This is a genomic window from Chryseobacterium sp. JV274 (genome assembly GCF_903969135.1).
Taxonomy (GTDB): Bacteria; Bacteroidota; Bacteroidia; order Flavobacteriales; family Weeksellaceae; genus Chryseobacterium.
In genome coordinates, this window is record NZ_LR824569.1 from 3386515 (window position 1) to 3403985 (window position 17471).

General features: G+C 36.1%; 19 protein-coding genes. 5 read left to right on the plus strand and 14 right to left on the minus strand.

The features are described from left to right. The first annotated feature begins 22 nt into the window (after positions 1–22). Positions 23–628, plus strand: a complete 606-nt coding sequence (locus tag CHRYMOREF3P_RS15615) for a DUF2306 domain-containing protein (protein ID WP_077413498.1) — start codon at positions 23–25, stop codon at positions 626–628. Between the two features lie 27 nt (positions 629–655). On the opposite strand, the gene CHRYMOREF3P_RS15620 is transcribed toward CHRYMOREF3P_RS15615, so the two are convergent. The 4 genes from CHRYMOREF3P_RS15620 to CHRYMOREF3P_RS15635 all read right to left on the minus strand — a co-directional run bounded on the left by CHRYMOREF3P_RS15620 (position 656) and on the right by CHRYMOREF3P_RS15635 (position 4896). Then, on the minus strand, positions 656–2149 hold the full coding sequence (locus CHRYMOREF3P_RS15620) for a phosphoethanolamine transferase (protein WP_180564999.1): 1494 nt from the start codon (positions 2147–2149) through the stop codon (positions 656–658). A 523-nt stretch (positions 2150–2672) separates the two neighbouring features. Continuing rightward, on the minus strand, positions 2673–3227 hold the full coding sequence (locus CHRYMOREF3P_RS15625; protein ID WP_047380379.1) for a serine O-acetyltransferase: 555 nt from the start codon (positions 3225–3227) through the stop codon (positions 2673–2675). A gap of 11 nt (positions 3228–3238) precedes the next feature. Next, entirely contained in the window at positions 3239–4387 is a 1149-nt protein-coding gene (locus CHRYMOREF3P_RS15630) for a glycosyltransferase (protein WP_077413500.1), read from the minus strand. Between the two features lie 32 nt (positions 4388–4419). Then, entirely contained in the window at positions 4420–4896 is a 477-nt protein-coding gene (locus CHRYMOREF3P_RS15635; RefSeq protein ID WP_228408609.1) for an acyltransferase, read from the minus strand. Between the two features lie 146 nt (positions 4897–5042). Between CHRYMOREF3P_RS15635 and CHRYMOREF3P_RS15640 the strand changes: the two genes are divergently transcribed. From CHRYMOREF3P_RS15640 to CHRYMOREF3P_RS15650, 3 genes are read left to right on the plus strand one after another with little or no spacing between them, the layout of a single operon-like run. Beyond that, complete coding sequence (locus CHRYMOREF3P_RS15640; RefSeq protein ID WP_198424134.1) at positions 5043–6014, plus strand: 3-oxoacyl-ACP synthase III family protein; 972 nt, start codon at positions 5043–5045, stop codon at positions 6012–6014. Positions 6015–6041: 27 nt separating this feature from the next. Beyond that, entirely contained in the window at positions 6042–6275 is a 234-nt protein-coding gene (locus CHRYMOREF3P_RS15645; RefSeq protein WP_047380387.1) for a phosphopantetheine-binding protein, read from the plus strand. Beyond that, positions 6275–7033 (plus strand): SDR family NAD(P)-dependent oxidoreductase, encoded by a 759-nt coding sequence (locus CHRYMOREF3P_RS15650; RefSeq protein ID WP_180565000.1) that lies wholly within the window; start codon positions 6275–6277, stop codon positions 7031–7033. Before CHRYMOREF3P_RS15645 ends, CHRYMOREF3P_RS15650 begins: the two co-directional genes overlap by 1 nt. A 1-nt stretch (position 7034) precedes the next feature. On the opposite strand, the gene CHRYMOREF3P_RS15655 is transcribed toward CHRYMOREF3P_RS15650, so the two are convergent. From CHRYMOREF3P_RS15655 to CHRYMOREF3P_RS15665, 3 genes are read right to left on the minus strand one after another with little or no spacing between them, the layout of a single operon-like run. After that, on the minus strand, positions 7035–8189 hold the full coding sequence (locus tag CHRYMOREF3P_RS15655) for a glycosyltransferase (protein ID WP_180565001.1): 1155 nt from the start codon (positions 8187–8189) through the stop codon (positions 7035–7037). Beyond that, entirely contained in the window at positions 8189–9028 is an 840-nt protein-coding gene (locus CHRYMOREF3P_RS15660) for a glycosyltransferase family 2 protein (RefSeq protein WP_077413505.1), read from the minus strand. The genes CHRYMOREF3P_RS15655 and CHRYMOREF3P_RS15660 overlap by 1 nt, the downstream gene beginning before the upstream one ends. After that, positions 9028–9570, minus strand: coding sequence for an acyltransferase (locus tag CHRYMOREF3P_RS15665; protein ID WP_077413506.1), 543 nt, complete (start codon positions 9568–9570; stop codon positions 9028–9030). Before CHRYMOREF3P_RS15665 ends, CHRYMOREF3P_RS15660 begins: the two co-directional genes overlap by 1 nt. A gap of 166 nt (positions 9571–9736) precedes the next feature. On the opposite strand from CHRYMOREF3P_RS15665, the gene CHRYMOREF3P_RS15670 reads away from it, so the two are divergent. Further along, complete coding sequence (locus CHRYMOREF3P_RS15670; protein WP_139348454.1) at positions 9737–10771, plus strand: acyltransferase family protein; 1035 nt, start codon at positions 9737–9739, stop codon at positions 10769–10771. 46 nt (positions 10772–10817) lie between these two features. Here the strand turns inward: CHRYMOREF3P_RS15670 and CHRYMOREF3P_RS15675 are convergent, their stop codons facing one another. The 7 genes from CHRYMOREF3P_RS15675 to CHRYMOREF3P_RS15705 all read right to left on the minus strand — a co-directional run bounded on the left by CHRYMOREF3P_RS15675 (position 10818) and on the right by CHRYMOREF3P_RS15705 (position 17468). Continuing rightward, complete coding sequence (locus CHRYMOREF3P_RS15675; RefSeq protein ID WP_077413507.1) at positions 10818–11756, minus strand: glycosyltransferase family 2 protein; 939 nt, start codon at positions 11754–11756, stop codon at positions 10818–10820. A gap of 10 nt (positions 11757–11766) precedes the next feature. Continuing rightward, positions 11767–12765: an acyltransferase family protein gene (locus tag CHRYMOREF3P_RS15680; RefSeq protein WP_180565002.1), complete on the minus strand. Its 999-nt coding sequence runs from the start codon at positions 12763–12765 to the stop codon at positions 11767–11769. 13 nt (positions 12766–12778) lie between these two features. Next, positions 12779–13606: a glycosyltransferase gene (locus CHRYMOREF3P_RS15685; protein ID WP_180565003.1), complete on the minus strand. Its 828-nt coding sequence runs from the start codon at positions 13604–13606 to the stop codon at positions 12779–12781. A gap of 126 nt (positions 13607–13732) precedes the next feature. Beyond that, positions 13733–14599 carry a glycosyltransferase family 2 protein gene (locus CHRYMOREF3P_RS15690; protein WP_232539044.1) on the minus strand — a complete coding sequence of 289 codons (867 nt, stop codon included), beginning with the start codon at positions 14597–14599 and terminating at the stop codon, positions 13733–13735. A gap of 181 nt (positions 14600–14780) precedes the next feature. Continuing rightward, positions 14781–15449, minus strand: coding sequence for an NAD-dependent epimerase/dehydratase family protein (locus CHRYMOREF3P_RS15695; protein WP_077413510.1), 669 nt, complete (start codon positions 15447–15449; stop codon positions 14781–14783). Positions 15450–15505: 56 nt separating this feature from the next. Beyond that, the gene (locus CHRYMOREF3P_RS15700) at positions 15506–16351 is read right to left on the minus strand and encodes a glycosyltransferase family 2 protein (protein WP_180565005.1); all 846 of its coding nucleotides are present in this window, start codon (positions 16349–16351) and stop codon (positions 15506–15508) included. Next, positions 16344–17468, minus strand: a complete 1125-nt coding sequence (locus CHRYMOREF3P_RS15705) for a glycoside hydrolase family 99-like domain-containing protein (RefSeq protein ID WP_077413685.1) — start codon at positions 17466–17468, stop codon at positions 16344–16346. The genes CHRYMOREF3P_RS15700 and CHRYMOREF3P_RS15705 overlap by 8 nt, the downstream gene beginning before the upstream one ends. Between the last annotated feature and the right edge of the window lie 3 nt (positions 17469–17471).

The following is a 17471-nucleotide window of genomic DNA, read 5'->3' on the forward strand; positions in this document are numbered from 1 at the left end:
AAAAAAATTGAATCAGACTTTTATGAAAAAATTACTATTTGTAATCATGTGTGTGCTGGCATTGCTTATTGGCGCTTATCCTCTTATGTATGCTTTTGTGGAGCAGAAACATACTTTTTTAGGTTCCAAATCTCCTGAAGTGCTTCATAATATCATTTGGAAAACAGCATTTTTTGCCCATATTATTTTCGGAGGGCTGGCGCTTTTTATGGGTTGGCGTCAGTTTGGCAGCTCATTCAGGAATAAATATATCAAGATTCATAGGAAACTTGGAAGTATCTATGTCATTGCAGTGGTCATAAGTTCTGTTTCAGCTGTTTATATGGGCTTTTATGCCAATGGGGGACTGATCTCCGCAATAGGATTTATCAGCTTAGGATGTGTCTGGCTGATGACAACTCTTATGGCGGTTGGGCAGATAAGAAAAGGGAATGTTGTGATGCATCAACAGTTCATGATTTACAGTTATGCCTGTACTTTTGCTGCCGTGACACTGAGATTGTGGTATCCTTTGCTAACCAATATTACCGGTGATCCTGAAAACTCTTATACTGCTGTTGCCTGGCTGTGCTGGGTTCCTAATTTATTGACTGCCTATTTTATCAATAAAAGAATAGCTGTGATATAGATTTCCCTTCACAAAAGAGATTATATTCTACTCCGGCAGCTTTCCATACTCCATACTTTTCATCTCTAAGTTTAAATATTTATTTCCTTCATTTTTATAATGCTGAGGAGGCTGAAGACCCATGTATTTCATAATCAGAGGATAGATATAAGTCGTTTGGGTCTGTTTAGTTTCATGTCCGGTAATTCTATATGCTGCAGGAACTTTATCACCAAACCATACAAAAAATGGCACCTGAGTAGATTCTTTAGAGTCTATATGCAGTAATTTGTCACCCTGTATTTTAAGTCCATGATCTGAAGCATAGATCACTACGGAATTGGTGTTTTTCAACGTACGGAAAATATTATTGAAGACATAATCTGTATATTTTATGGAGTTGTCATAGCAGTTTAGATTCTCAGAATTCCAGTTGGGAGGAAGTCTGTTGCATGGATTGGGGTGGCTTCCCATGATGTGGAGAACTACAAATTTATCCTCTTTTTTCTGAATGACCTTCTCCAGTTCAGGGACAATCACTTCATCGTAGCCGTTTACCCATTTTTTATTTTTAGACATTGAAGCAATGGCTGTTATTCCTCTTGCGCTTGCCTGTGTGCTGAGCCAGAAAGAATTGTATCCGGTTTGGTTAGCCAGATTGATGATATTGTAGGATAGCTTGTCATAACGGTACCTGAATTCATCAGGATGAATGCTGGACAGCATTAAAGGCACACTCAGGTTGGTAATTCCTGCAGGAGAAACTGCATTGTCAAAAATCATCATGTTTTCAGCCTGCTGATCTGTATAGGGTGTTGTTTTTTTATGATAGCCATACAATGACATGTTTTGCTTTCTTTCGGATTCTCCAATAATAAAAATTACATTTTCAATCCCTGGCTGTATTTTTTTAATATTGAAAACAGGAACATTCTTTTTTATTTCATTGATATCTCTCTGGATATTCAATGCTGTATTGAAATCGGATAAATGGTAGTATACATTCTTTATCATTTTTCCTCCCCCTTTATTGCTTACATATGTGTGTTTAAGATGATATCCAAACGGTAGAATAAGCCACAGTAATGCAATGATGATAAACTTAGCATCAAAACGGACAACATTTTTTTTAAGGTAGTTCACAGAATATAGTAACATTCCCAGAAAAATCAAAAACAAAATACCCGGAAGTATAAACATGTAAGACATGCTCATTGCTTCATCTGGATTAGATTCAAGAATACTGATGGCCATTCCTACATTAAATCCGGAATGATAGATAAGGAAGCACGATGCTGATATTAGAAAATTAATGCTTAATAATAAGCACAGAATAACAGCAACGACTGAAGTATATTTATTTTTTAAAAGAAGCGCATTGAATACAAGGAAAGAACAAAACATAATTCCATATTCAAAAATACTCCGGATGCTTTCCAGCTTCTCTGACCCGAATAAATTATCAAAAATATAAGGGAAAGAAAGAAGAAAACCTGTGAGATAGATTAAAATAAGAAAAATCGGAATTATTTTTTTGAGCATGGTTGTATATATGTTTTCGGGGCTGTTAAGATCATTTTTTATAATCTTTCTTAAGAGTCTTCCGGGTGAGAGCCTGCTGAATATCAGAATCGTGTGTTGCTTGAGAAGAATTAATATCAGTTAATAATTCTTAGGGATTACAGATATTATATCAAGTCAAAAAAGAATCTTTTGAAAGATAAATTGCTACAGTTGTACGGAGCGTTGTTTCTGTCCGTTTAGATTTTCAATGATTGTAGAAAACGTAACTATAGAGCTGATATTGCAGATAAAGAATGGGAATAATGAGGGTGTGTTTCTTTCATCAAAAAATATATTTTTTTAATTAATAATAAGCCTAGGTTGTGTTTTTAATATTAAGCGATTTTTTCAGAACAAGGAGCATTGAAGAATTGATGCCATCGGGATTTTCAAACCGAATAATCATATCGTTATTTCATAACTAAACAATGCCTTTTTTACAAATGTACACGAAATTACCGATAAATGCAAGTAGAATTTTTACTATAAGTGGCTGGGATTACTACACTTTACGGTTGATATAGTCCATTGTGGCATTAGGAGTTGGGATGATTTTTGCCGGGTTTCCTATGACAACAGAATTGGACGGAACGTCAAAGTTGACATAAGAATTAGGAACAATCAATACATTATTTCCAATAGTAACAGCTCCTACAATAACGGCATTGGTACCTATCCATACTTCATCACCAATGATTGGAGAACCTTCATTTTTTCCACGGTTTTGCTGGCCGATGGTGACTCCCTGTGCGATATTACAGTTCTTTCCAATGACTGTTTTCGGATTGATAACAAGACTTCCCCAGTGCCCCAGATAAAAACCTTCCCCGATCTGGGTTTCAGGATAAATCTGAAATCCGTATTTGATCTGATAATGTCTTAATACAATTCTCCAGAAAGTATTCAAAAGAGGATTCTTCTGATACTTCTGAGCCTTTCTCAAAATGTAAACAAAATGAAGATTGGGATTGATGCATTTTTTCCAGATCTGAAATGTTGAAAGCCACTTTCCGCTTTCCCGGTAAAAGTCTTTTTGAATGATAGAATAATCAGCCATTGTTAATGTTTTTATACTTCATCAATTATTTTCTGAAGATGTTCCACAGATTTTTCCAGTACAAACGGCAGCTCTGTTGCTGAGATCTGTTTTTTGTATTCTTCAGTTATATTTTTATCGGTAAGAAACTTTTTCATTCCTTCATAAATTCCCTCTTCGGAATTTGCAGTAATATTGCCCAGTTTTCCGTCCTGCAGAAGATCTCTGATACCGGAAATATCCGTTGCAGAAATAGGTTTGTTGAGAATAAGTGCTTCTGCTATGATGGTTGGAAATCCTTCATGCCTTGACGACATAATATAGAAATCCGCCTTTTTCATATATGGGTACGGATTACTGCTGAAGCCCAGCATTTTTGCAGTATCCTGAAGTCCCAGTGTATTGAGCTGATCCTGGGTTTTTTCAAAATCATAGCCGTCACCAATGATCAAAAGCTGATGCTTTAATCCTTCATCGATCAGTTTTTTATGAACATTCAGCAATCTGTCATACCCTTTCTGAGGATATACGGTTCCCACTGTCACAAAAGTAGGAAGATCACTGTTGAAAGGATAATCATTGATCTCAATATCTGCCTTTCTTAAGGTATCATTCTTATCAATTGGATTAAAAATCTTGATCACAGAAGCCTTTTCAGCCTCATTTTTGGCCAAATTATGCATTCCTTCCTGCAGCTTGTTGGAAATCACAAGGATTCTGTCAAACTTAAAAAACTGTCTGATGACTTCAGGAGTGTATTCTTTCAAATTGAAAATGTCATTTTGTACCCAGATGATTTTTTTGGAATCCTTTTGAGGACTTGACAGTATTTCCTGATGCATTGCATGGATGGCAGCAATCTCTACATCGTATTTTTTATTTTTTAAAATAAATTTATAAAGAAGAGAAGGAAACCAAAGAAACATTTTCTGATAAAGAACCCTGTACGCTTTCACAGGAATATCCTGCGGCCTGTTAGTCGTTATCATTTCTCCTTTTGTTAAATAGTATAAAGTCACCCATGACGGAACCTCTTTAATATATAACCCTGAATAGAGGTTGACCAGAAGATCTACTTCATATTTATCGGAAGGAAGATTTTTCAAAAAGTTGATTAATACTTTTTCTGCACCGCCATGACGTAATGAACCTATACGAATGAGGAGTTTTTTCTTTTTCAATTTGTTTCTTTTATGATTTTACAAGATTAAATTTATTTAATTTTTCTTGCTTTTTTATACTTGTGAGGAAGATTTTCTTTGATATAGGCATCCAGTTTTTTTCTGTCCTTCTCCAATTCACGGGGATATTCCGGATTGTTTTTAAGGACAATATCACCATAATCTTCAATGGTACACAGAAACTGTGCCGGGTTTCCGATAAAAACAGTGTTGTCTGGCATAGACTGTGACAATACAGAGTTGGCTCCCAGAATACAGTTGTTGCCAATCTGTACATCCTGCATGATTACAGCATTGAGACCAATTGTACAGTTGTTTCCAATCTTTATTCTTCCAAGAATCCTTGCATCTTCATATCCGGGAAGTCTTCTCAGCAGGGTAGTAGTTCCGCCGTGGTTTACAAATCTTACGTCTCCGGCAATATTCACATTGTCGCCAATTTCGATAAGGTAAGGTTCGGTTCCAAAATACACTTTATCAGGCATATTAAAGTTTTTTCCTACCTTCATACCTCTATATTTAGCCACTTCAAGACTGCCTCTATTCAAAAAAGAATGATAGAGAGCGTCTATTTTTAATAGGATTCTGAATATAAAAATCATCACAAGTGTAAAGTTGTTTTCGTTACTTTTGCAAAGAAAGAGAATTTATTAATATGATGAAAATTTCAAAAATAGAATATTATCTGCCTCAGCAGGTGTTAACTAACGAGGGTCTTGAAAAATTGTTCCCCGAATGGAGTTCCGAACGCATCAAGGAGAAAGTAGGTATTTCTCAACGTCATATTTCTTCAGACAACGAAACGGTGCTGGATATGGCTGTACAATCTTCAGAGAAAATCTTCGAAAATTATGACCGGAACAAAGTAGATTTTATTTTGTTCTGTACCCAAAGTCCGGAGTATTTTCTACCTACAACGGCCTGTATTTTGCAGGACAGATTGGGTCTTAGAAAAAATATCGGAGCGATAGACTTTAATCTTGGCTGTTCAGGGTTTGTGTATGGGCTGGCTTTTGCGAAAGGATTGATTGCTGCAGGAATTGCAAAGAGCATTCTTTTGGTTACTTCAGAAACCTACACCAAACATATTCATGCTGATGATAAAGGAAACCGAAGTATATTCGGGGACGCTTCCGCTTCCGTAATTGTTGAAAAAGCAGAGGGCAATGATTATCAGTTCTGTCTGGGAACAGACGGGAGTGGTGCTGAAAATCTTATCGTGAAGAAAGGGGCTTTCAAAAAAGACTTTGAACTGAATCCCGAGCATGAATTCAGCCCTGAAAATATTTATATGAATGGTCCTGAGATTTTTAATTTTACCATTGAAAATATTCCGGGATTGGTAAAAGAAACCCTTGAAGTAAACGGAATGACAATGGATGATATTGACCATTTTGTTTTTCACCAGGCCAATTCTTTTATGCTGAATTATTTAAGAAAGAAAACAAAAATACCGGCTGAAAAGTTCTATATTGATATGGAAAAAACCGGAAACACCGTTTCTGCAACCATTCCTATTGCCCTTAAAAATATGATGGATAAAGGAATGCTGAAGGAAGGAGATAAAGTTTTAATGGCAGGATTTGGCGTAGGATATTCATGGGGAGCCACCATTATGGAAATTTAAGAAAACAAACATTTAAAATTATAGAATATGAAAACATCCGTTTTTTTAGAAAAACTACAGGAAGAATTGGAGGAAGATGAAACATTGACCACTGAAACGAATTTAAAATCTTTGGAAAGCTATGATTCTATCAGTTTACTTTCTGTTATTGCTTTTGTAGACGAAAATTTCAGTAAGAAAATTGATACCAAGCATTTTAAAGATATCGAAACTGTTTCAGATCTGATGAATGTTATAGGAAAAGAAAATTTTGAAGATTAATGGATGCTTTCTCATTAAAAAATAAAATTATCCTCATTACAGGCGCTTCTTCCGGGATCGGGAGAAGCTGTTCTGTAGAATGTAGTAAAAGCGGTGCAGATCTGATTCTTGTGGGAAGAAACCAGAACGAACTGATGAAAACCGTTTCTCTGCTTAATTCTGAAACAAAAGTTGAGATCATTGCCGAAGACATTACCCAATCTGATAACCTTGAAGGAATCATTGCAGATAAAGTTTCAGCTTTAGGCAAAATTTCAGGATTTATACACTGTGCCGGTATAGAAAAAACACTGCCGTTAAAAAAGCACAATCCTCAGCTGTACCACGATATATTTGCAGTAAATGTGATTGCCGGACTTGAAATTGCTAAAATCCTGTCTTTAAAAAAGTATAAAGACGAGACTTCCAGTTTTGTATTTATTTCTTCCGTTGCGGGAATGGTAGGAGAGGCTGGGAAAGCTGCTTATTCTGCAAGTAAGGGAGCTGTGATTTCCGGAGCCCGTTCGTTGGCAATGGAACTTTCCAGAAGTAATATCCGTGTCAACAGCATCAGCCCTGCGATGGTGAATACCCCGATTCTGGAAAAAATGTTTGAGGATATTGGTGAAGAAGCTTCATTAGAAATCATAAAAAAGCATCCGCTGGGAATAGGTGATCCTAAAGATGTAGCGAATGCTTGTATTTTTCTATTGTCCGATGCTTCAAGATGGGTCACAGGGACCAACCTTGTTATTGACGGAGGATATTCCGCACAGTAACTTATTTTTTGTACAGCGTTTCTATAATATTTTCTACACTGTCAAATATTTTCTTATTGTCGAACTGACTTTCAATATTTTTAAGATTTTCTCTGATATGGAGAACAATGCCGGGATCTGTAAAGAATGTCTTCATTGCCGAATACATTTCATCAACCTCATAGCTGATGAGATACCCGGTTTCCCGGTCTTTGATCATCAGCCCTACATCACCTACATTTGTTGCAATAATAGGCTTCTGAAGGATTAATGCTTCAGCAATTACCAAAGGCCATGCTTCAGATTCTGAAGGAAGGATAAAGTAGTCCGCCTTTTTAATGTATGGATAAGGATTCATCTGATTTCCGGCTAAAATAAATGTCTTTTCAACATTGTTTTTTGCGACCTGAGCCTTAAGGTTCTTCATTTCGTCACCATCACCAATGACAATGATGCTGTGATGAAATCCTTCGTTGATAAGCCTTGTATGTGCTTCTATAAGCTTATGATATCCTTTTCTTGAATGAAGCCTTCCAATAGAAGCGAAAACAGGTCCTTCAGGGAACGTATCAAGCTTTTCTTCGGCCTTACGTTTTATTTCTTCGATAGGAATAGGATTGATAATAACACTCTCAGCCGGATAACTGAGATCCGGATAATACTGATGCATCATATCCTTTATTTTGTGAGAGCAATACACCATATGATCAAACTGAGGAAAACTCTTTAAAATATCAGGAACCAAAGGTTGAAATTTAGGAACATTGATTTCAGAGTGAAACCATCCGATTTTTTTTGAATTCGTATGGGTAGAACTGAGAATAGCATCATAATCCCTGTAATCCATCCCTATTTCTATATCAAAAGTATCATTGATAAGCCGGTCTGCAATCGCTGGGTTGTTTTTCAGTTTACGAAGCTTTAACCTTCTTTTGACAAGCTGAACTTTCTGTAAGAGAGTGTTGTCGGAAAAATCCTCTTTTCCATCGGTAAGATATATTTTTCTGATATGTTTCGGAAGTTCATCACGCAACTTGCCCTGGTTAAGGGTAAGGCATACCGTCATTTCAAATTTGTCAGGATCCAGGTTGTTGAGAAGTCCCAACAGTACTTTTTCTACACCTCCCATTTCCATGGAGCGGTGTCTGAACAAAATTTTTATTTTTTTTTCTAACATTATCCGAAGATTGATTGTAAAGTAATTGTTATTTTTTTCTTGATACGGAAAGGAAGTTTATGCTGATATTGCAGCAGACTGAATATTTCATCTACACCTGGATAATGATCAGGAATTTTCTGGCCATTGATGGTGGTAAGTCCTCTGCGTTTCATGGTATTGAAAATCACCTGCGCAAAATACTCATGGGATTTCTTTTTATTGTCATTCTGGGAAATTCCCCCTTGATGAGTTCTGTAAAGGTAGTTGGTGTCATTAATGAACTGAACTTTTCCTTTTTCATACATTTTAAGGTAGAGATCCTGATCTTCCCCGATTTTCAAATCCGGATTCATTTTTTCTGTCTGTTCATATACTGCCTTTCTGAAGGTTACAAAATGAGCGATCTGAATAGGGAAATTAAAAAAATAAGGATCACCGTTCGGTACCTGCATTGCAGATCTGAACGGAGAAATTGGTTTCAGATTCTGATCACAGGTCATAAACCTGGAATAGGTAAGGACTGTGTTTTTTTTAGCCTGAAAGATCTCTATACATTTTTGAATGGCTGTTGGGTTTATAGCATCATCAGGATCTAAAAATCCACAGATTTCCCCTTCTGCCAGCTCAATCAGTTTACTTTTTGTTACACCTACACCGGAATTTTTTTCATTTTCGAAAAATTTAAACCTTTTATCACTTGAAATCATTTCCCGGATCATTTTCTTCTCGCTTTCAGAGGAGGCGTCATCCAGAATGATGGCTTCCCAGTCTGTATACGTCTGCTGAAGGATGCTTTCAAAACAGTCTTTGAAAAAATGAGCGTTATTATAATGGGCTATAAGGATAGAAAACTTCATTAATGTTCCTTAAATATTAATTCCTGATGATTGATTACGGTTGTATTGGGAGGAACATCTTTGTAAATTGTACATCCTGCTCCAATAATACAGTTGTCTCCGATAGTTACCCCTTTTAGGATGGTAACATTGCTTCCGAGCCAGCAGTTGCTTCCGATTTTGATGGGAGCTGTGGTGAACTCAGCGTGAGACAGTTTAAAATCCGGATGAGTCTGATAGGCATGGTTGTGGTCATACAGTTTTACATTTTCTCCGAATAATGTATTATCCCCTATTGAAATACTGTCCAGACAGTTGATGGAACAGAAGTTATTCATGAAAAAATTGTTTCCGATTTCTAAAGTGGCATTCTGCTGCACAAGAACATGTACATAATTTCTGAAACTGACCCCATTACCAATTGTCACTTTCTTTACATTTTCATGCAGAATAAAATGATCACTGATCCCAAGCTTTATCCCCTTGAAAGAAACATGAGGATGTTTTTTGAGAAGAGAAATCTGGCTTTTCCGTTGAAGTTTTGCTAAAATTTCATAAAGCATACCTAAATTTATTTTCACATTTGTAGCCTACAAATATAATTTGTTTTACATAATTATAATAATAAATCTTATTTTTGTGCCTTAAAATTAACACTTTATAGTAATAAAAACAGTACTCCGTGTTGAGTTTGCTGTATTTTGATAAAGTAAAGCATTTTGCGGTTCTGTGAAGATAAGTCAGATTACATTTACCAGGTTTATTGCCGCTATGGCAATTGTCATTTCCCATTTCAATAAAGATCTGTTTTTATATAAGATAGATTACATTTCCAATCTTTTTTTGAGAGCGAATGTCGGGGTAAGCTATTTCTTTATCCTTTCAGGGTTTATTATGATCATTGCTTATCATAAAAAGGATAAGATTGATTATCTGGAGTTTTATAAAAACAGATTTGCCAGGATCTATCCGCTTTATATGCTGGGACTTCTGCTGTATTTCATGACGAGATATGAAATGTTTGATTGGTATAAGCTGGTTTTATACGGATTAGGCATTCAGAGCTGGATACCCGGAGAAGCCATGATTTTGAATTTTCCGGGATGGTCTATCTCTGTAGAGTTTTTCTTTTACCTGATTTTCCCGTTTTTATATAATTATTTTTACGCGAAAAAAAATAAAATGATCTGGGTATTTGCTATTGGACTGTGGCTGATTACTCAGGTGTTTTCAAACCTTTATCCGGTATATGGAGCGTATGAGGGGCCACATACGAAAAGTCATGAATTCCTTTATTATTTCCCTTTCTGGCATCTTAATGAATTTCTGATCGGAAATCTTGCGGGAATATTTTTCGTGAGAAATTATAAGCAAAAAAATTACGATCGTCAGGTGATTGCCGTCTTTTTACTGATCCTTGTGTCGCTGATGTTTGTTCCGCTTTTTTATCACAACGGTTTGATGGCTTTACTTTTTGTGCCTGCAATTCTCCTTATTTCGGCGAATAACGGAAGAATAAGTAAGCTCTTTTCATTAAAGCCTCTGGAATATCTTGGAGAAATAAGTTATGGTATATATATCACACATATTCCTGTTCTTTATCTTGTCCGGGAGTTTTTAAAATGGCAGGAATACACGTTTAGTATTGATCTTGTATTTGTGATTTACATTATTGTTATGCTGTTCAGTTCTGCAGTTTTTTATCAGTGTATTGAAAAACCAATGCGTGATCTTTTAAGGAAGATACATTTTTCCAAACAATAAAATTAAAGCACTGTTTTTAAACTAGACACTTAGTTTAATTATACTATTAGAACAAATCGTTCCTGAAATTAATATTATAGAGCCCTGAACGTATACTTTTATAATCCGTAAGCAGATACTTCGTTATCATTCCCCATTTTTTGAAAAGAGGAGCATTGGCAATTTGGAAACTTCTGTAGACTCTTTTGATATGAAGCTTCATATCATTGGGAATGGTATTTTCATTTTCTGCCCAATGGTTGACTTCCTTCCACAAGATAACTCTTGTTGAGGCCGGTTTAACTTGTCTGGAATCTATTTTGGTAATTCTGTTGTTTTCGTGAACCCCTCTTACCGCTACTGCCTTATCAAGAATTCCCGGATATAAACTCAGATAGTAGGAGAGTCTGAATAGAAATTCAGTATCCTGATGAAGCTTTAAATGTGTTTTGAAGAAATACTCCATGTTTTTCAAAGAACTTTTACGGATAGTCAATGCATCAATGCTGAAAAGCCCGAAAGTTCCTATCATGTTAAGCTGTCCCGGAAATACATCTCTTGGAGGATGTTTCTTGTAAACTGTAGTAAGGCGGTCCCCAAAGACCTTGTAATATTGTTCTTTTGCTTTCTCCGAATAATAGTGAACCCCGATTGCACCATAAACTCCGTCAACATCTTTGTTGGAAAACAGTTCTTTTTCTGCATCAAAACGGTTGGGAAGGTAGTAATCATCCGCATCCAGAAAAGCAATGAAATCTCCTTCCGCTTTTTCCAGTCCTAAATTTCTGCTGGCACCGGCTCCATGATTGCCTTTGTCAGGATGCTGAAAAAGCTTTACTCTATCATGTTTTTCAGCGAGTTCCTTACATACCTGCAATGCATTGTCCGGAGACTTGTCCTCTACCAATACCACTTCATATACCTCTTCGAACTGAAGCGCAGAATCTACAGCCTGTGAAACATATTTTTCGGCATTGTAAACGGGAATAATTACTGAAATTTTCATTTGTATCGGATTATGCTTTTAATTTAATTTTTAAATAATTGGTTACTCTTTTCTCAACAAAATAATACAGAAGTGATGCCACTATAATGACCATAGCAATCTTAAATAGAAAAAAAGGATAGCTGAGGTAGCCTTCAACTTTAAATCTTTTTAAAGCAATTTCTACAAAAGGATGCGACAGATACAGTGAATAGGAAATGTCTCCCAGAAAAATAAAGGCTTTGTTTCCTTTAAACTGAAATACATAATCAAAAGTTAAGAAAGAAAAGACGAACAGGGAGATAATGGCCAGCTTTATCATATCATTATCTGTAGGGATAATGCTAAGCAGCACCAATATAAATAATACGATTCCTGTTACAGAAAGTAATGCTGCCCAGATCTTTGAAATTGTAAATCTGTTCAGTAGAAGCGAAAAAAGAATTCCTACAACAAAATATAGGTTCAGGGAATGGGTTACCATTCGTAAATACGGATTTTCAAAATGGATAAAATATCCCAGGATTGAAGTAAGGATAAAAAAACCTGCAATGAAGTAATATCTTTTTTCTTTAAAGAATAATGAAAGTCCAAATATGAGATAAAAGAACATTTCAAAATTTAAAGACCAGCCCAAGAAAAGGACCGGAAATTCTTTCTTTGTGGGAAGAAATAATAATGAATGGATAAGCTCATAAAGTCCTGCTCCGTGAAAATAGAGGAAAAAACTGCCTCCGGGTATCATTGCAGCAAAGGTCAAAAGATAATACAGCGGAACAATTCTGATCACCCTTCTTTTATAAAATAAAGTGATCTGCTGAAAAGAATCTTTACTGAAATTTATTTTTTGAGTGGTGAAAGCCATGATAAACCCACTGATAATAAAAAATACGGGAACACCGATACTTCCTTTTTTAAAGAGAATATCGCCAAGATTCAGCCCGGGCAGGTTTATTGTTTCACGGAAATGAAAGCAGCATACCAATAAGGCTGAAATCCCTCTTAATATCTGGAGGTTGTGAAGCTTCATGACTGGAAGAATCTTATTTTTTAAATATCTTTTTCAAAATAAGGCCCATCACAAACGGTACTCTGGCAATATTATGCTGAAGCGTCTTGAATCCGTCTATGGTAAATTTGGTATCTTCTGTCATTCCGTATTCTGAAAAATCTACTTCAGGAACAGCCTTATGTTTAAAGGTTACATTCATCAAGTTGTACTGATGGATAACCTGGATGTACATCTCTTTACTGTCTTCTACAGAAAAATTCGGGTAATGGCGATAGCTGTTGTGAGCTCTTTCCTTTAGCATCGTTTTGAAGTTGTCTACACTTTCTGCTAAGCTTACAAATGGGTTTACTACAGCGTTATAAACATTTACTACCGCCTTACGGTCTGGCAGCATGGTAAGCTGATATCCTCTTCTTAAATCTATTACCAGGTCATGAACCGGTTTGAAATGTTCCTGAACTGTTTTTATATAATCCTGATGAAGCATGTCATCATTATCCAGCTCGCTGGTGATCACAAATTTTGTATCAGGAGTGAAAAACTGAGGAATTATTTCTACAGCTTTCGTTTTCATAACATCAAAATCTTCTACAAATACCGCTTTGAAAGTTGGGTATTCTGTTTCAATTTCTTTAATGATTTTTCTAAACTTATCAGATGTATTGGTGTCGAAAAAGGTAAGCCAGACGTAGTTTTGGTTGGTCTGATTTTTATAAGAAGGAAGCACGTAAGTTCTGAATAACTTGAACCGGTCATCTAGCCATTCTTCGGTAAGCGGTTTATATCCTGAACGTGTTTCGTTCCAGCCTTTTGTAGGAACATTGAATCTTGTCATTATTACGTGTACAAATTGACTCATCTAAATAAATTTATTTAAAGTTATATAATTTACAAGGGTTTCTGCTGTATATCTGTTTGGCAGTACCCACTCATTTGTGTAGTTTTTATGGAAATATAGTTGTCCGAAGTTTATTATACTTCAAATTTAGCCATCTACTTTTTTTCTGAAAAGCTTGTAATAAAATCTTTTGAAAGAAAGATATTTTGCGACTACGGCCAGGGGAATCATTTTTTGAAATTCGCGTCTTTGCTGTATAAGCTGGGTGGTACGAACTTCTATGATATGGTAGGCCAGTTTGTCGTGTACCTCTTCACCATAAAGTTTTTTTAAGGTTGGTAGAATTTTAAGGCGCTGCTTCATGATTTTGATCGGATCGGCAGACATATTATCGTTGACGTCTTTTCGGTAATGGGCAAGAGCTTCATTGATCAAAAGGGCATCAGGATGATCCTTGGTGATATAAATCCACATTACCCAGTCTTCACAGCTGGTAAGGGTAGTGTCAAAAAGAAAACCTTCCAGAAGTTTTTTGCCTATCATGGCACAGTGTATCGGGATGGAAAATTTAAGATCCCAATCGTATACAATTCCATCAAAGGTCAGGAAACTCTGCTCAACATTTTTATAGCCAGGAAGATGGGTTTGGTTTCTGTAGATGGTGTACTGACTTACAATCAACGGATATTCTTTGTCTCCGGAAAGGCTTTTGGAAAACTTTTCACGGTGTATCAGATCATCCGAATCCAAAAACTGTATGTAATCTCCGGTAACAATTTCCAGTGCTGCATTTCTTGCAGAAGACAGACCTCCGTTTTCTTTATAAAGATACTTAAAACGGCTGTCCTTTTTTACCCATTTATCAGCTACTTCATCAGTATTATCAGGCGATCCGTCATTGACAATGATACATTCCCAATTTTCATAAGTCTGATCCATTATAGACTGCAGACATTCATCTAAAAACTGAGCCTGTTTGTAGCAGGGGACAATTACGGATATTTTGGGATTCATTTTCATTTTTTATTCAATAGGTTTAATGTGTTTTTTTATTCTTCAGTTGGTCATAAAAACCACTACTTTTTAATTGCTTTTTCTTGGCCTGAATAATATCTGAAGCTTTCTGGTCGAAGGTACAAAAATTATTTTTTCCGGTACAGAATGGGATCTTTCGGGAGCGGCCATGTATTGTCTTTTATAAATAAGATGAATAGAGTTTCTTAAGGTATTCATCAGGAGACAGACCCTCGAAAAAATCTTCTGTAAGGCTGTTGAACTCTATATTATAAAAGGAACCTTCGTTCACAGTTTCATAATCTGCATTTTTTGCAAGATGATTCTCCAGCTGAGATAAAATCTCCGGTAATGAGTACTGGTAAGGGTAAGCAAGATTGACGATCTCATTGTTGAGGTCCTGCATATACTTCCCGACAAATGATGCAATATCATCCGTACCAATCAGAATTCTTCTTGCATTGCTGTAAATGGTTAGCTTATTTTCAGATAAGATTGAATTTTTAAGAAAGTTGATCAGCGTATTGGGATTTCCTCCACGGCCTACAGCATTCCCTACCCTGAAAATAATAAAGCTGAAGCAATGCTCTGCAATTATTTTTTCAATAGCAAGTTTATGCACTACATAAGGGCTGTCGGTTTTACTGGGATCATAAATACTGCATGTGGAAAAATAGATCAGCTTTTTATCCGGATTTTGGCTAATAACTGATTTCAGAAGGGATATTTCTCTTTCAAATTCAGCAGGATTCTTTTCCAGTGAATTGGAAACCCCTGATGCAAAAAAAATAACATCCTCTTTATCATAAAGTTTTACGGCATTTGCCAGAATTCCACTACCAATAATCATATGCTTCTTTTCTAATTAAGATGTTAGTTTTAAATCTTTTAAGAACATCAATAGATTTAAAGTTTTTTAAAGATTTTAAAAAGTCCAAGTGTATTCCCCAATTTTGCCCATCTTGAATTTTTTACATGATTCAATTGGTTGAGGGCCTGGTCATATTTCTTTTTCGGAACATAGCTCTGAATAAAAAGATCTTCAATACTTATGTTTCTTCTTTCTGCCATTTTGATCATAGCAACCCAGTGCCAGAATAATGCTTTTTCTGCATTTTTGGTCGTAGAGATCCCACTGTCATGGATTCTGTATAAGTATAAATCCTCATCAATATATTTAACAGGGGCTGTTTCGCACATTTTCATGTACCAGTCTTTATCTTCAGCAATTTTTAAGAAAGAATCAATGCCAGACGTCTGCTCGTAAATCTTCTTTTTGAATGTGACGAAATGTGAAATCTCTGCATTGAAGTTAAAGTAAGACTGATCCAGTTCTGTGATTTGTTTGGCTTTATGAACAGACAGAGGATTAAGATTTTCATCACATCGTACAAAATTTGAATATACCAGGCCTGCTTCCGGATATTCGGAATGTGTTTTTAAAACAATTTCCAGAGCATGAAGAGCCAAAGCGTCATCTGGGTCTAAAAAACCGCATATTTCTGCTTCAGCAAGACCTATTAATCTCTTTTTTGTATAGCCAATTCCTCTGTTTTGGTCATTCTGGTGTATTTTAAACCGGGAATCGTCACCTGTGATTTTTTTTATAACTTCTAGAGAGTTATCGGTAGAGCCGTCATCCAGAATTACAGCTTCCCAATCCGTTTCAGTCTGCGCAACTAAGCTTTGGCAGCATTTTTCAAAAAAATGGCCATTGTTATAATTGGCAATAAGTATACTGAATTTACTCATTTCGACTGTGTTTATTCAAGATTTTTTTTAATGCATTCAGATATCCGAAACCATATTTTCTGTCCGGTTCCAGAATATTTCCTTCTGCCCATTCGTTCCAGGATTTAACAATTAAAAACTGTTCAGGATAATCTTTTTTATCCTCAAGATATGTTGCGGCTTTTTCAACCTGCTGTTCAAATATTTCCGGAGAATTATTAGCAAGTATAATGCCTCTGTATCCACTTCTTGGAGTATTGTCCCAATTAGGCAGGATACATGGATAGGTAGGAACGTTGCTTTCTTCAAACTTTAAGTCATTGACTACCGCCTGGGCGTCCTGAATTCTGACTTTAGGCTGTTCTTTTTTCTTAATTCCGATTAATCCTTTTATTCTGTTTTTATAATATTGAGAATGGGAGATGTATTCTTTTTTGTCAATATGAGGTACCCATGCTTTCTGAAAGGCATTGGAAATCTTACTGTCATATCCCATAGATTTAAAATCAAGATCATCACGAAGTTTATTGGATGCCATGACATATAAGCCATCAAATCCGTTTTCTTTTGCAAGCTCTCTGAATCTGGAAATATAATGAGGATCTCCATCATTCAAATGGTTGGGATCGTAGATAATCAAAAGAGGTTTATTGTCCACTTTTATATACCTCTCGTCCTTGAAGAAAGGAAGAAGGTATTCGAAATGGGCAATTAAGTCCTGTTCATTAGGGTAAACCTGTTGAGCCAGAATTTTTTCTGATAATCCGTGCCATATGCCTGACCATGTTTCATTGGCCCAGCAGAAGCAGAAAGGGAAATCTGGTTTTCCTGATTTCAGCACATCGTTGGCAACACGTTCCAACAATTGTTTGCCATTACCAAACCAGTAATGATAGTAGATAAATCCGTGTACACCATAGTCTTTAGCCATCTGAGCCTGCTGTTCTCTTACTTCTGGAACCCGCAGATCATAATATCCCAAATCTCCAGGGTATATAGGCTGTTCATGTCCTTCAAATAAAGGTTGGGCTTTTCCTACATTCGTCCATTCTGTAAAACCTTTTCCCCACCATTCGTCATTTTCAGGGACAGGATGGTATTGAGGGAGGTAGAATGCAAGGGGCTTTATTTTTTTCATCAT

Excerpts from the sequence above, each read along its gene's own strand:
- CHRYMOREF3P_RS15680 (WP_180565002.1), bottom strand. The coding sequence starts at position 12,765 with ATGAAGCTTCACAACCTCCAGATATTAAGAGGGATTTCAGCCTTATTG.
- CHRYMOREF3P_RS15705 (WP_077413685.1), bottom strand. The coding sequence starts at position 17,468 with ATGAAAAAAATAAAGCCCCTTGCATTCTACCTCCCTCAATACCATCCT.
- CHRYMOREF3P_RS15650 (WP_180565000.1), top strand. The coding sequence starts at position 6,275 with ATGGATGCTTTCTCATTAAAAAATAAAATTATCCTCATTACAGGCGCT.
- CHRYMOREF3P_RS15660 (WP_077413505.1), bottom strand. The coding sequence starts at position 9,028 with ATGAAGTTTTCTATCCTTATAGCCCATTATAATAACGCTCATTTTTTC.
- CHRYMOREF3P_RS15700 (WP_180565005.1), bottom strand. The coding sequence starts at position 16,351 with ATGAGTAAATTCAGTATACTTATTGCCAATTATAACAATGGCCATTTT.
- CHRYMOREF3P_RS15655 (WP_180565001.1), bottom strand. The coding sequence starts at position 8,189 with ATGTTAGAAAAAAAAATAAAAATTTTGTTCAGACACCGCTCCATGGAA.
- CHRYMOREF3P_RS15690 (WP_232539044.1), bottom strand. The coding sequence starts at position 14,599 with ATGAATCCCAAAATATCCGTAATTGTCCCCTGCTACAAACAGGCTCAG.
- CHRYMOREF3P_RS15635 (WP_228408609.1), bottom strand. The coding sequence starts at position 4,896 with ATGAAGGTAGGAAAAAACTTTAATATGCCTGATAAAGTGTATTTTGGA.
- CHRYMOREF3P_RS15640 (WP_198424134.1), top strand. The coding sequence starts at position 5,043 with ATGATGAAAATTTCAAAAATAGAATATTATCTGCCTCAGCAGGTGTTA.
- CHRYMOREF3P_RS15645 (WP_047380387.1), top strand. The coding sequence starts at position 6,042 with ATGAAAACATCCGTTTTTTTAGAAAAACTACAGGAAGAATTGGAGGAA.
- CHRYMOREF3P_RS15615 (WP_077413498.1), top strand. The coding sequence starts at position 23 with ATGAAAAAATTACTATTTGTAATCATGTGTGTGCTGGCATTGCTTATT.
- CHRYMOREF3P_RS15675 (WP_077413507.1), bottom strand. The coding sequence starts at position 11,756 with ATGAAAATTTCAGTAATTATTCCCGTTTACAATGCCGAAAAATATGTT.
- CHRYMOREF3P_RS15665 (WP_077413506.1), bottom strand. The coding sequence starts at position 9,570 with ATGCTTTATGAAATTTTAGCAAAACTTCAACGGAAAAGCCAGATTTCT.
- CHRYMOREF3P_RS15695 (WP_077413510.1), bottom strand. The coding sequence starts at position 15,449 with ATGATTATTGGTAGTGGAATTCTGGCAAATGCCGTAAAACTTTATGAT.
- CHRYMOREF3P_RS15620 (WP_180564999.1), bottom strand. The coding sequence starts at position 2,149 with ATGCTCAAAAAAATAATTCCGATTTTTCTTATTTTAATCTATCTCACA.
- CHRYMOREF3P_RS15625 (WP_047380379.1), bottom strand. The coding sequence starts at position 3,227 with ATGGCTGATTATTCTATCATTCAAAAAGACTTTTACCGGGAAAGCGGA.
- CHRYMOREF3P_RS15685 (WP_180565003.1), bottom strand. The coding sequence starts at position 13,606 with ATGAGTCAATTTGTACACGTAATAATGACAAGATTCAATGTTCCTACA.